Source organism: Streptococcus pseudopneumoniae, assembly GCF_001076775.1.
In the GTDB taxonomy this organism is placed as follows: Bacteria; Bacillota; Bacilli; order Lactobacillales; family Streptococcaceae; genus Streptococcus; species Streptococcus pseudopneumoniae_G.
Genome location: NZ_JVGV01000011.1, coordinates 113,457 through 126,985 on the forward strand (window position 1 = coordinate 113,457; position 13,529 = coordinate 126,985).

Consider the following 13,529-nt stretch of genomic DNA (forward strand, 5'->3'; position numbering starts at 1 on the left):
CTTTAGTCAAGATAATGAATCAAATTCTTTTCTGTAAGGATATCTGAGTAAGTAAAGGATTCAACGTAAACATTAGCTTGTTTATCTCCTTCAACGTTCCCAAATTCAACGATAAATAGGGATGGATAAACCTCAATTAGCTTACCCAATCTATTTTTTTGGCGCTTACGACCATTCTCCAAAGTCATTTCTACGACTTGTCCCTCATGTGCCTTGATTTCTTCTTTTATTTTTTTCATCTTGGCTACATCTGTAAATGCATCTGACATCTTATGCCTCCCTCTTTGAGATACTTGAAAATTTATTGTATTCTTTTTGGAAAATTAATTCCACCGTTCCACGAGCTCCACTACGGTTTTTCTCGATAATAACTTCTACCTTATTATTCGGTATGCCTTCCTCTTCTTCACCACCACGCTCATAGTAGTCGTCGCGATAAAGAAAGGCTACAATATCAGCGTCCTGCTCAATAGACCCAGATTCACGAATATCAGACAAGACCGGTCTCTTATCCTGACGTTGTTCTACACCACGAGAAAGCTGACTTAGAGCGATTACTGGAACCTTCAGTTCCTTAGCTAAAATTTTTAACTGACGTGAAATTTCTGAAACCTCTTGTTGACGATTTTCCCGACCAGTTCCCGTGATAAGCTGCAAATAGTCTATTAAAATCAAACCAAGATTTCCAGTTTCTTGAGCCAGTTTACGAGAACGAGAACGAATCTCTGTAATCCGAATTCCTGGCGTATCATCGATATAGATACTGGCGTTAGCTAGATTACCCTGAGCAATAGTATATTTTTGCCACTCCTCATCAGTCAATTGACCCGTACGGATAGAATGCGATTCCACCAAACCTTCTGCCGCCAACATACGATCCACTAGACTTTCCGCCCCCATTTCCAGTGAGAAAATAGCTACCGTCTTGTCCAACTTAGTCCCAATGTTCTGAGCAATATTCAAAGCAAAGGCTGTCTTACCAACCGCCGGACGGGCTGCTAGGATAATCAACTCCTCCTCATGAAGTCCAGTCGTCATATGATCCAAGTCACGATAGCCTGTCGCAATACCTGTAATATCGGTCGTTTGTTGCGAGCGAGCTTCCAGATTTCCAAAGTTGATATTCAACACATCTCGAATGTTCTTAAATCCACTTCGATTAGCATTTTCGCTGACATCAATCAGGCCTTTTTCTGCCTGAGCAATGATTTCATCAGCTGGTTGCGAAGCCTCGTAAGCTTGATTGACAGACTCTGTCAACTTGGAGATTAATCGACGTAGCATGGCCTTCTCTGCAACAATCTTAGCATAATACTCCGCATTAGCAGAAGTTGGTACAGAATTGACAATCTCAACCAAGTAAGACAGGCCACCAATATTCTGTAAATTACCTTGATTATCAAGAATGGTACGAACCGTTGTTGCATCTATAGCATCGCCACGATCGGATAAATCGACCATAGCTTGGAAAATCAAACGATGGGCATACTTAAAAAAGTCCCGAGACTCAATATATTCTCGCACAAAAACAAGCTTACTCTCGTCAATAAAGATAGCCCCTAAAACGGATTGCTCAGCTAAGATATCTTGAGGTTGTACTCGTAACTCTTCTACTTCTGCCATCAGACTTCCCTTCCTTTTACAATCTTGTCAAGAAAGTGTAAATTTACCCTTCTTTCACACGAAGATTGATCACACTTGTGATATCTTGATAGATTTTCACTGGCACATCAATCAAACCAACCGCCCGAATCGGAGCTTGCACTTGGATATGACGTTTATCAATCTTAATTCCAAATTGCTTTTGCAATTCTTCTGCAATCTTCTTATTCGTAATTGAACCAAAAGTACGGCCATCTGGACCAACTTTTTCAACAAATTCTACAACAGTTTCTTCTGCTTCAAGTTGGGCTTTAATTGCTTTTGCTTCTGCAATCATCTCAGCGTGAGCTTTCTCTTCAGATTTTTGTTTACCACGAAGTTCACCTACAGCTTGAGCAGTCGCTTCTTTGGCTAGATTCTTTTTGATAAGAAAGTTTTGTGCATACCCGGTTGGTACTTCCTTAATTTCGCCTTTTTTACCTTTTCCTTTGACATCTGCTAAAAAGATTACTTTCATTCTTCTTTCTCCTTTTCCTTTATTTCATTTAATACAATTTCTGTCAGTTTTTCACCTGCTTCTGACAAGGTTGAATCCTTAATTTGAGCTGCTGCCAAATTAAAGTGGCCTCCACCTCCCAGCTCTTCCATAATCCGTTGTACATTCAGCTTACTACGACTGCGAGCTGAGATAGAGATAAATCCTTGTGTATTCTTCGCAAGAACAAAACTCGCTTCAATACCTGACATAGCTAACATGGCATCTGCTGCCTTACTAATAACAACTGTATCATAACATTTCGAGTCCTTAGCCTCCGCTATTAGTACATCTGAACCTAATTTACGCCCCTGTAAAATCAGTTCATTGACCTCACGATATTCTTCAAAATCTGTTGCAGCAATCTCTTGGATAGCAATACTATCACTTCCTCTCGTTCTGAGATAGCTAGCAACATCAAATGTCCGACTAGTCACTCGTGAGGTGAAATTTTTAGTATCCAACATCATACCAGCCATTAAAACACTTGCTTGCATACGACTCAAACGATTTTTCTTAGAATTCTGGAACTGAATCAATTCCGTTACCAACTCACTGGCACTACTTGCACCACTTTCGATATAAGTAATAACCGCATTGTCTGGAAAATCCTGATCCCGTCTGTGGTGGTCAATAACAATGGTTTGAGTAAATAAATCATAAAAATCTTTTGATAGAGTTAAAGCTGTCTTTGAATGGTCTACAAGAATCAACAAAGAACGATTGGTCACCATCCCCATTGCATCCTTAACAGACAACAACTTCGTAACTCCTTCTTTTTCTAAGAATGCAACAGCTCGTTCAATATCTGGTGACATTTGATCTTCATCATAAAGAGCATAACTATTTTCTGTTACATTACTAGCAAATAACTGCATACCTACAGCAGAACCCAAAGCATCCATATCAAGATTTTTGTGACCAACTACAAAAACCTGATCTACACTTCTAATTTTATCTGAAATAGCTGTCATCATAGCGCGCGTACGTGTCCTTGTACGCTTGATTGAGGCAGCAGATCCACCACCAAAATAAACTGGATTTTTCGTTTCGTCATTCTCCTTGACAACCACTTGGTCGCCACCACGTACTTCAGCCAAGTTCAAGTTGAGCAATGCAACTTTCCCTATCTCATCATGATTTCCATCACCATAAGAAAATCCCATACTTAAGGTCAAGGGCAACTGTCTCTGTTTCGCCTCTTCTCTGAAAGAATCAATAACAGAAAATTTATCGTTCATCAATCCCTCAAGTACCGTGTAGTCCGTAAATAGATAAAAGCGATCCATACTTACTCGACGGGAGAACATGGCATGTTTACCAGCAAATTCTGAAACAAAATTGGCTACAAAACTATTAATATGACTGATATCAGACTCCGATGTTTCATCTTCTAAGTCATCATAGTTGTCAACGGAGACAATCCCAATCACAGGTCGACTCGTAACTAACTCAACAGTCGCTTCGTATTCTCCAGACACATCAAAGAAATAAAGAACTCCAGATACCTTGTCCATATGAACCGAATAACGGATTTCACCTAAGGTAGCATAAGAACCTGGATTCCCCACAGAAGCCTTTATAATTGTTTGAATTAATGCAACATCAATCTCGCCCACTTCATTAGTCAAAATCAATTCAGCGTAAGGATTGAACCATTCAACTTCACCTGACGATAAGTCTAGTTTAATAACTCCGACAGGCATCTGTTCTAACAAGGTTGTCAAACTATCTTCAGCTTGGTGGTTTACATACTGGATTTGTTCTACTTCACTCTTTGAGTAGTAGTCTCTCTGATGGATGAATAGTAAAATATATGAACCCAAAATAAGTAGCAAAAGAAATAGCGTTACCAGTGTATTCGTTACAAAAACAAGTTGCACAGATAGCACTCCGAACGCCACTATTCCTAATATTAAGGGGAAAATAGGACTTACATAAAATTTTTTCATTCCAAACCTCTTGGCACCCATTATACCATAATAACCACCAAAAAGCGACTTTTTAAAAGTGTAATCAGTAATTCTATCAATTATAAGAAAAAGGAGGTTTACAATTCAGTAAACCTTCCTTTACACATATTGAAATTAAGATTCTTTAACTTCTAACAAGCCAATCTCGCCATCCTCACGACGATAAATCACATTGGTTGTCTGATCTTCAACATCCACATAGATAAAGAAATCATGTCCCAACAAATCCATCTGTAGAATAGCTTCTTCCAAGTCCATTGGTTTTAAATCAATTTGTTTTGAACGAACAACTCTAGACTGGACAACATTTGGATCTTCCACCAAAGCATCTGTAAATAATTGACTAGTTGCTACCTTGTTTTTATTTTTACGCTCGATTTTTGTTTTATTTTTACGAATCTGACGTTCAATTTTATCGGTTACAAGGTCAATTGAACCATACATATCTTGAGACACATCTTCTGCACGAAGAGTAATTGAGCCAAGCGGAATCGTCACCTCTACTTTAGCCGTTTTTTCACGATACACCTTCAAGTTAACTCGAGCATCCAACTCTTGTTCAGCTTGAAAATACTTTTCGATCTTTTCGAGTTTAGAAACTACATAATCACGAATTGCTTCTGTTACTTCTAGGTTTTCACCACGGATACTATATTTAATCATATGAGTACCTTCTTTCTAAACATTTTTGTTTTTCTGATTTCATTATAACGCTTTCATTTTATTTTTGCAAATTTTTTCCTCATCTTACAAGGGAAAATGTTTTTACATCCTCAGCACCAGCTTCTTCCAACACCTTCTTCACACGATTTATAGTTGTTCCAGTAGTATAAATGTCATCTATAAGTAGGATTTTTTTAGGAATAGTGACTCCCCTTTTAATAAAGAAAGGAAGTTCTGTCCCCAAGCGTTCTGAACGATTTTTGGAAGAACTGGCCCGCTCTTCTCTCTTCTCTAGTAAGTCTTGAAAAGAGAACCCTGCTGCTTCAACTAAACCTTCAACCTGGTTAAACCCCCTCTCGAGCAATCTTTCAGGACTTAGGGGAATTACAACAAATTGATACTCTTTGTACTTTTTTAACTCCTCACTTAAATCTGAAGCAAAAACTTTTCTTAAAAGGAAGTCTCCATCAAACTTATACCGACTGAAAAAATCCTTCATAGCTTGATTGTAAGTAAAAATCGCTCTATGACTGACCTCAACTCCTTCTTTACACCAAAATTGACAATCTTGACACTTCGTTGACAAACCTGTTTTCATACAGTTTGAACAGTTCTCTTCTCCAATCCTCTCAAAAGTAGAATCACAATCTAAACAAAGACAAGAGACATCATTTTTCAGAAGTAAGAGACTACTAAAAGTTAAAACAGCCTTCATAGTCTGCCCACATAATAAGCACTTCATAGCCCCGCCTCCTTATTCATCTGCTGAATTTCCATAATTGCCTTCTTGATTGAAGCATTTAACCCATCATGGAAGAAAAGCAAATCTCCTGTCGGTCTATCCATGCTTCGCCCAACTCGTCCACCAATCTGAATCAAGCTAGACTTGGTAAAAAGGCGATGATTGGCCTCTACTACGAAAACATCCACACAAGGGAAGGTAACTCCACGCTCCAATATTGTCGTACTGATAAGTATTGTCAGTTCTCCATCTCGAAAAGCTTGTACCTGCTCTAATCTATCTTCTGTTACAGAAGATACAAAGCCAATTTTCTCATTTGGAAATTGCTCCTGTAAAATTTGTTTTAACTGCTCCCCTTTCTTAATTTCTGAAGCAAAAATGAGTAACGGATAAGCTGTCTTTCTCTGCTTCTCAATATAGGACTTTAACTTTGGTGACAACCGATTTTTCTCTAAACAGTGATTAAAATCCGATAACCAGACAGGTTTAGGAATAATCAACGGATTTCCATGAAATCGTCTTGGCAAGCTCAATCGTTTTAGTTCTCCTAAACGGACCTTCCTATCTAACTCATCGGTCGAAGTCGCTGTTAAAAAGATTCTCAAGCCATTCTCCTTTACACTATTCTTGACAGCATGGTAAAGCGTGGGATTGTCAACATAAGGAAAGGCATCTACTTCATCCACTATCAGCAAATCAAAAGCTTGATAAAACTTCAATAACTGATGGGTTGTCGCAACAACTAGTGGTGTTCGAAAATACGGCTCTGATTCTCCGTGTAGTAAAGATATCTCGCAAGCAAAATCATCTTGCAGGCGCTTGTACAGCTCCAAACAAACATCTATGCGAGGACTAGCCAAGCATACTGCACCACCCGCATTGATCACTTTAGCTACTACTTGATAAATCATTTCTGTCTTTCCAGCTCCTGTTACCGCATGAACTAGGGTTGGCTCCTGCTTGTCTACTGCTCGAATCAGTCCCTCTGATACCTTCTCTTGAAAAGGAGTTAATTGACCACTCCATTTAAGAACATCTTGCTTCGGAAAATCCTCCTGCGGAAAATAGTATAAAGCATGATCACTCCTGACTCGCTTCATCAGTAAACACTCCCTACAATAGTAAGTACCGATGGGCAAATACCATTCATCTAAAATAGCACTATCACAACGTTGACAGAAAAGTTTCCCTTTCTCCTTTCTCATTGCTGGAAGTTTCTCCGCCAACAGACGTTCCTCTTTAGTTAATTCATTCTCCGTAAACAACCGACCGAGATAATTTGGATTTACTTTCATACTTCTTTATTCGTAAAAACCTAGCGCTTTAAATGATTTTTTAGTACAATTAAATCATGGAATTTAGAACAATTAAAGAGGACGGTCAAGTCCAAGAAGAAATCAAAAAATCTCGCTTTATCTGCCATGCCAAGCGTGTTTATAGCGAAGAAGAGGCTCGTGACTTCATTACTGCCATCAAAAAAGAACACTACAAAGCTACGCATAACTGCTCTGCCTTCATTATTGGAGAACGTAGTGAAATCAAACGTACAAGTGATGATGGTGAGCCCAGTGGTACTGCTGGAGTTCCCATGCTTGGGGTACTAGAAAATCACAATCTTACTAATGTCTGTGTAGTCGTGACACGCTACTTTGGTGGCATTAAACTAGGCGCTGGAGGATTGATTCGTGCTTACGCTGGCAGTGTTGCCTTAGCTGTCAAAGAAATTGGCATCATTGAAATAAAGGAACAAGCTGGCATTGCTATTCAAATGTCTTACGCTCAGTACCAAGAGTATAGTAACTTTCTTAAGGAACATGATCTAATGGAACTTGAGACAAACTTTACAGATCAAGTCGATACGATGATTTATGTTGATAAAGAAGAAAAAGAAAATATTAAAGCTGCACTGGTAGAATTTTTTCATGGAAAAGTTACCTTAACTGATCAAGGTTTACGAGAAGTTGAAGTTCCTGTAAACTTAGTGTAAATAATAGATAATACAGTGTTTCACTGACATTCTCACCGCTACTTTAATTAGCAAAATAAAAAGATGCTTGCCCAAACCTACTAGAAAATGAAGCAATTCAAAAAGAAAACAGATATCGTTCCACTTTACACCTATTTACTAGAATTAGCTTATCACAATCGCTAAAAAATTAATGGCTTAGACCTGTGATATAAAAAAATCCTATCACTTCGATAGGATTTCTATATTTTACAAATGGTATAGATAGCGTTATACTAGAGATATCTTATACAAAGAGGTATTCATATGTCTATTTATAACAACATTACTGAACTAATCGGTCAAACTCCGATTGTTAAACTCAACAACATTGTGCCAGAAGGTGCTGCAGATGTCTATGTAAAACTTGAAGCATTTAACCCTGGTTCTTCTGTAAAAGACCGTATTGCTCTTAGCATGATTGAAAGAGCTGAACAAGACGGTATTTTGAAACCAGGTTCTACAATTGTTGAAGCAACAAGTGGAAACACTGGTATTGGACTTTCATGGGTAGGTGCTGCTAAAGGGTATAAAGTCGTCATCGTTATGCCTGAAACTATGAGTGTAGAACGACGTAAGATTATCCAAGCTTATGGTGCTGAACTCGTCCTAACTCCTGGTAGTGAGGGAATGAAAGGCGCTATTGCTAAAGCTCAAGAAATCGCTGCTGAACGTGATGGTTTCCTTCCTCTTCAATTTGACAACCCAGCAAATCCAGAAGTACACGAAAGAACAACAGGAGCTGAAATACTAGCTGCTTTCGGTAAAGATGGACTAGATGCCTTTGTTGCTGGAGTGGGTACCGGTGGAACGATTTCTGGTGTTTCTCATGCACTCAAATCAGCAAATTCTAACATTCAAGTTTTTGCAGTAGAGGCAGACGAATCTGCTATTCTATCTGGTGAAAAACCTGGACCACACAAAATTCAAGGTATCTCAGCTGGATTTATTCCTGATACACTTGATACAAATGCCTATGATGGTATTGTTCGTGTAACATCAGACGATGCACTAGCACTCGGCCGTGAGATTGGTGGAAAAGAAGGATTCCTTGTAGGGATTTCTTCAGCTGCAGCTATCTACGGAGCCATCGAGGTTGCCAAGAAATTAGGTACAGGTAAAAAAGTTCTTGCTCTAGCACCAGATAACGGTGAACGTTATCTCTCTACAGCACTCTATGAATTTGAAGTGTAGTCTCCTAAATACACAAAGCCCTTTAACAAGGGCTTTTTAATTTTTTTTATAAAATTTTTTTATATGAAAAAGGAAGCAAATCTGCTTCCTCTTTTTATTATTAGTTATTCAAAGCTGCTGCCATTGTAGCTGCAACTTCAGCTTCAAAGTCATTTGCAGCTTTTTCGATACCTTCACCAACTTCAAAGCGAGCGAACTCAACTACTGAAGCGTTAACTGATTCAAGGTATGCTTCAACTGTCTTGCTGTCATCCATGATGTAGACTTGTGCAAGAAGTGTGTATGCTTGGTCAACTTTAGTGTTGTCAAGCATGAAGCGATCCATCTTACCTGGGATGATCTTATCCCAGATTTTTTCTGGTTTACCTTCTGCAGCCAACTCTGCTTTAATGTCAGCTTCAGCTTGGGCAATAACATCATCAGTCAATTGAGCTTTTGATCCATACTTCAAGTGTGGAAGAGCTGGTTTGTTAACCATTGCACGGCTTTCATTGTCTTGGTCGATAACATGGTTCAACTGTGCTAACTCATCTTTAACGAATTGCTCATCCAATTCTTTGTAAGAAAGAACTGTTGGTTTCATCGCTGCGATGTGCATTGACAATTGTTTAGCAAGTGCTTCGTCTCCACCTTCAACAACTGAAATAACACCGATACGTCCACCGTTATGTTGGTAAGCTCCAAAGTGTTGTGCGTCTGTTTTTTCAATCAATGCAAAGCGACGGAATGAGATTTTTTCTCCGATAGTTGCTGTTGCAGATACGTATGCAGCTTCAAGAGTTTCACCTGAAGGCATTGTCAAAGCAAGTGCTTCTTCATTATTAGCAGGTTTTCCTTCAGCAATAACTTTAGCTGTAGTATTTACCAATTCAACGAATTGAGCATTTTTCGCAACGAAGTCAGTTTCAGCGTTTACTTCAATAACTGCTGCAACATTACCGTTAACATAAACACCCGTCAAACCTTCTGCAGCAACACGGTCAGCTTTCTTAGCTGCCTTAGCCATACCCTTTTCACGAAGCAATTCAATCGCTTTTTCGATGTCACCGTCTGTTTCTACAAGCGCTTTTTTAGCGTCCATAACACCGGCACCAGATTTTTCACGCAACTCTTTTACAAGTTTAGCTGTAATTTCTGCCATTTTGATTCTCCTATATTTTTTTAAAAATAGGAGAGCCGGGCTAAGCCCCGCCCTCCTAGGTAATTACTATTTATATGAATTAAGCGTTGTTGCCTTCTACAACTTCAACGATTTCTTCAATTGAATCTGCTTGAGCTTCAGAAGCTGCAAATTCTGCTTCAACTGCTGTTGCATCTTCACCTTGACGTCCTTCGATGATAGCGTCAGCCAATTTAGCTGTGATCAATTTAACAGCGCGGATAGCATCATCGTTAGCTGGGATGATTACATCGATATCATCTGGATCAGTGTTTGTGTCAACCATCGCTACAACTGGGATTCCCAATTTCTTAGCTTCTTTAACAGCGATTTGCTCTTTATGTGGGTCAACTACGTACATAACATCTGGGATACGAGGCATGTCTTCGATACCACCCAAGAATTTTTCAAGACGTGCACGTTGTTTGTTAAGAAGTGCAACTTCTTTCTTAGGAAGAACTTCGAAAGTTCCATCTTCTTCCATACGTTTGATTTCTTTCAAACGAGCGATACGTTTTTGGATTGTTCCCCAGTTTGTAAGAGTTCCACCCAACCAACGGTGGTTGATGAAGTATTGACCTGAACGTACTGCTTCTTCAGCAACTGCATCAGCTGCTTGTTTCTTAGTACCAACGAACAATACAACTGCATCGTTAGCTGCTGCATCACGCATGAAATCGTAAGCTTGGTCAGCGTATTTTACAGTTTGTTGCAAGTCGATAACGTGGATTCCGTTACGTTCAGTGAAGATGTATTTAGCCATCTTAGGGTTCCAGCGACGAGTTTGGTGACCAAAGTGTACACCAGCCTCAAGAAGTTGTTTCATTGAAATTACTGCCATGAGTATTTCTCCTTTTTGTTTTTTCCTCTTCTTGACTTCAACTCGCAAAACGACCCAAGGGCAACTGTTTCACAATTCATCAAGAATGAGTATTATCGTTCACACGACAAATTTCATTTTACCATACTTTTTCAATATTTTCAAGCTATTTTAGTAGATTTTTAAAGTAAGTTAACTATATAAATCATAAAAGAGACTCAAATTGAGCCTCTTCGTTTTATTCATTAGTTTGGATAGATATATGTTACAAAACCTTCTGAAGTTGTAGTCGGATTGAACCATCCACGTTTATTTCCGATTGTACGGTTTCCACCATAGTTTGATTCAGATACTTGGATACTTGTTGATGATGAAACAGCTGTAACCACGGCTACGTGTCCATATCCACCATCATTCCAACATGCAATCGCACCAACTTGAGGTGTAGATCCTGTACGGAATCCTGCTGCAGCTGCACTTGTAGCCCACTGTGCTCCATTACCCCAGTAATCTCCAGCCCAAGGTGCCAATGTCTTAGCTCCCCATGTACACTCACCCGTTGGATAACTTGACGCATTTGTGCTATATGTTGGACGATGTTTCACTAATGCAGGAGTATAGCTTGAAGATGATTCAGAGACTGCTTGAACTTCTGCTGTAAAAGTTGTATTCCCAGAAGCAACAACTGTTTGTTGTTGACTTTCTTGTTTAGCTTTGTAAGCTGCTTCTGCTTCTGCAGCTGCTTTAGCTTCTGCTTCCGCTGCTGCTTTTTTCTCAAGTAAACTTGCTTTTTCATCCTCTGCAGTAGCCTTTTCAGCAGCAAGATTCAATTCTGCAGCTTTCAATTCAGCTTGTTTTGTAGTTAATGTTTGAGCATCATCAGCTAGTTTTTGCTGATTTGCAATAACTGTATTAATTGCATCATTGTTTGCTACTTGTTTTTCAGAAATAGCTTTTTTATCTGCTTTTTGTTGTTCCAACATTTTGTTGTTTGCAGACACGATTTCACTCATTGCAGCAACACGTGAAATAGCTTCTGTAATTGATTTTGAATTTACAATTGTATTGATGTAATTTGTTGCAGCTCCATTTGTTTGAGCACTACGAGCTTGTTTTTGCAATGAATCATTGCGAGATACAATATTCTTAGAAAGTTCTGTAATTTCACCCTCAAGCTTTTTAGATTCTGCTTGTAGTCTATCATTTTCAGATTGCAAGTTTGATTGCTCTGTTTGAATAGCAGATACTTGCTCCTGAATTTGATCAACTTGTTTTTGGGCTTCCTGTTGTTGTGCTGTTAAGTTACTAATTTTATTATCTTGAGCAGCAATTTTGTCATCAGTCGTTTCTGCATGCGCAGTTGTTAAAACAGCTACTTGAGAAACCATTACTGTACTTAGTAAAAGTGACGCTAAGATTTTTTTCTTCATATTTCGTAGATACTCCTTCTTTTAAAGACACTACTAGTATACCAAAAAAAGGCCTAATGAATATTACGCCTTTGTTACATTTTTATTTCTTTCTTATAGGTAAATCTTTTCAAAAATAAACTGAAAAATAATCATCCATATAAGGTTCAAAATCATTGATGGTACTAAACTATAGACTATAAATAAAGACATACCATCCACAGTTAAACCTACCACTAATGCAAGTATATAAGCTCCCATCTCAAATAGAAAAGTCATGACAATAATTGCCAACATTCTCGTCCAACGATTCAATAAAATAACACTATTAAATTTATGGAGAAATACTCCCAACAAGACGAACAACAAAGTCGCAATCCCTATCAAGTGGAAAAAGTAAATGTCATAAACCAAACCCACTACAAAACAATATGCTAAATAGAGATACTCTGATACCTCAATCGTCTCAAATAAGAGAAACAAAAATAGAAAATGACTAGCCAACTGCACGTGGGGAAAAAATGAGCCCAGAAGCTGACTAATATGGGCATCAATTAGAACAAAGAAAGGAAGCAATAAAAATACTCCAACCCGCTTCAACTGTCTCATTATGAATTCCCCACTAATTCTATCACACTCACATTATGAGTATCTGCACTTAATTTAACTGTTACTTCTCTTGTCAAATAGTCTGTACTATGCGTTGTAGCAACCACTTCACCAACAGGAATATCAGCAACGTTAAAGTTTCCTAATCCACCAGTGGCCACCTTATCTCCCGCACTAATATCGCTATTACTATTTAATTGGCTAATTTTTAGAACTTCATTTTCCTTGTCATAGCCAACAATAATTCCATAAATTGTTGTAGAACCATGTTGAATTTTAACAGAAATCTTATCAGCATTTTCCGTATTTGTCAGAAGGTTGACCATAGTAGAGTTGTCCTCCACTTTTGAAACACTCCCAATCAAACCACCATTTGCAATGGCTAACATATTTTCAGAAACCCCTTTTGATTTACCTGCATCCAGGGTCAATTCCTGCTTCCAAGATACTGGAGAACGCATAATAACATCTGCTGCTAAAGTCTTTGTAGCTTGTAATTTGGACTTCATATCAAGCAATTGGCGCAGGTGTTCATTTTCTGTCTTTAAACTTTCCGCCTTATTTGATTTAACTTCTAATTGGTAAATCTGTTTCTTCAAACTTTCATTTTCATTATAAGTTCGTGTCAAATGAGCCAAATCTGATTTGACAGAATCAAACCACTGAAAAGGTTTTTGAACAACTCTATCAACCAATGAGATTCCATCTCCTAATTTTGTCACAATTGTACTTGAATAAGTCGTCGCTAAGAGAGCTGACACAAGCAAAACAGTGACAAAAACAATAATGACATATTTTGATTTTTTAAAACGGTTCAT

The 13,529-nt window shown here is 38.4% G+C and carries 14 protein-coding genes and 1 pseudogene; 3 read left to right on the plus strand and 12 right to left on the minus strand.

All coding sequences use genetic code 11. The features are described 5' to 3' along the window. Positions 1 to 2: 2 nt before the first annotated feature. From ADJ60_RS02660 to ADJ60_RS02690, 7 genes are all read right to left on the minus strand, one after another. Entirely contained in the window at positions 3 to 269 is a 267-nt protein-coding gene (locus ADJ60_RS02660; RefSeq protein WP_001278169.1) for a Veg family protein, read from the minus strand. A gap of 1 nt (position 270) precedes the next feature. Next, positions 271 to 1,623, minus strand: a complete 1,353-nt coding sequence (gene dnaB, locus ADJ60_RS02665) for a replicative DNA helicase (protein ID WP_049543256.1) — start codon at positions 1,621 to 1,623, stop codon at positions 271 to 273. 43 nt (positions 1,624 to 1,666) lie between these two features. Then, the gene (gene rplI / locus ADJ60_RS02670) at positions 1,667 to 2,119 is read right to left on the minus strand and encodes a 50S ribosomal protein L9 (RefSeq protein WP_000864214.1); all 453 of its coding nucleotides are present in this window, start codon (positions 2,117 to 2,119) and stop codon (positions 1,667 to 1,669) included. Further along, a complete protein-coding gene (locus tag ADJ60_RS02675) occupies positions 2,116 to 4,089 on the minus strand; it encodes a DHH family phosphoesterase (protein ID WP_049543258.1) in 1,974 nt (657 codons plus the stop codon). Before ADJ60_RS02675 ends, rplI begins: the two co-directional genes overlap by 4 nt. 135 nt (positions 4,090 to 4,224) lie before the next feature. Then, positions 4,225 to 4,773 carry a ribosome hibernation-promoting factor, HPF/YfiA family gene (hpf, locus tag ADJ60_RS02680; RefSeq protein ID WP_000599100.1) on the minus strand — a complete coding sequence of 183 codons (549 nt, stop codon included), beginning with the start codon at positions 4,771 to 4,773 and terminating at the stop codon, positions 4,225 to 4,227. Positions 4,774 to 4,852: 79 nt separating this feature from the next. Further along, on the minus strand, positions 4,853 to 5,515 hold the full coding sequence (locus ADJ60_RS02685; RefSeq protein WP_049543260.1) for a ComF family protein: 663 nt from the start codon (positions 5,513 to 5,515) through the stop codon (positions 4,853 to 4,855). Beyond that, positions 5,512 to 6,810: a DEAD/DEAH box helicase gene (locus ADJ60_RS02690; RefSeq protein ID WP_049543262.1), complete on the minus strand. Its 1,299-nt coding sequence runs from the start codon at positions 6,808 to 6,810 to the stop codon at positions 5,512 to 5,514. The genes ADJ60_RS02685 and ADJ60_RS02690 overlap by 4 nt, the downstream gene beginning before the upstream one ends. Before the next feature lie 56 nt (positions 6,811 to 6,866). Here ADJ60_RS02690 and ADJ60_RS02695 point away from each other — a divergent pair, with 56 nt between their 5' ends. The 3 genes and pseudogenes from ADJ60_RS02695 (at position 6,867) to cysK (ending at position 8,714) form a co-directional block, all read left to right on the plus strand. After that, positions 6,867 to 7,502, plus strand: a complete 636-nt coding sequence (locus ADJ60_RS02695; protein WP_049543263.1) for a YigZ family protein — start codon at positions 6,867 to 6,869, stop codon at positions 7,500 to 7,502. Between the two features lie 93 nt (positions 7,503 to 7,595). Further along, a pseudogene (locus tag ADJ60_RS11715) lies at positions 7,596 to 7,667 on the plus strand (PH domain-containing protein); the annotation flags it as partial. A gap of 120 nt (positions 7,668 to 7,787) precedes the next feature. Next, on the plus strand, positions 7,788 to 8,714 hold the full coding sequence (gene cysK / locus ADJ60_RS02700; protein WP_049543266.1) for a cysteine synthase A: 927 nt from the start codon (positions 7,788 to 7,790) through the stop codon (positions 8,712 to 8,714). Positions 8,715 to 8,814: 100 nt separating this feature from the next. On the opposite strand, the gene tsf is transcribed toward cysK, so the two are convergent. The 5 genes from tsf to mreC form a co-directional block, all read right to left on the minus strand. Further along, complete coding sequence (tsf, locus tag ADJ60_RS02705) at positions 8,815 to 9,855, minus strand: translation elongation factor Ts (RefSeq protein WP_000808070.1); 1,041 nt, start codon at positions 9,853 to 9,855, stop codon at positions 8,815 to 8,817. Positions 9,856 to 9,934: 79 nt separating this feature from the next. After that, positions 9,935 to 10,714 carry a 30S ribosomal protein S2 gene (rpsB, locus tag ADJ60_RS02710; RefSeq protein ID WP_049543268.1) on the minus strand — a complete coding sequence of 260 codons (780 nt, stop codon included), beginning with the start codon at positions 10,712 to 10,714 and terminating at the stop codon, positions 9,935 to 9,937. A gap of 224 nt (positions 10,715 to 10,938) precedes the next feature. Next, the gene (pcsB, locus tag ADJ60_RS02715) at positions 10,939 to 12,123 is read right to left on the minus strand and encodes a peptidoglycan hydrolase PcsB (protein WP_049543271.1); all 1,185 of its coding nucleotides are present in this window, start codon (positions 12,121 to 12,123) and stop codon (positions 10,939 to 10,941) included. A 93-nt stretch (positions 12,124 to 12,216) separates the two neighbouring features. Continuing rightward, the gene (mreD, locus tag ADJ60_RS02720; protein ID WP_049543274.1) at positions 12,217 to 12,711 is read right to left on the minus strand and encodes a rod shape-determining protein MreD; all 495 of its coding nucleotides are present in this window, start codon (positions 12,709 to 12,711) and stop codon (positions 12,217 to 12,219) included. After that, positions 12,711 to 13,529 carry a rod shape-determining protein MreC gene (gene mreC / locus ADJ60_RS02725; protein ID WP_049543276.1) on the minus strand — a complete coding sequence of 273 codons (819 nt, stop codon included), beginning with the start codon at positions 13,527 to 13,529 and terminating at the stop codon, positions 12,711 to 12,713. Before mreC ends, mreD begins: the two co-directional genes overlap by 1 nt.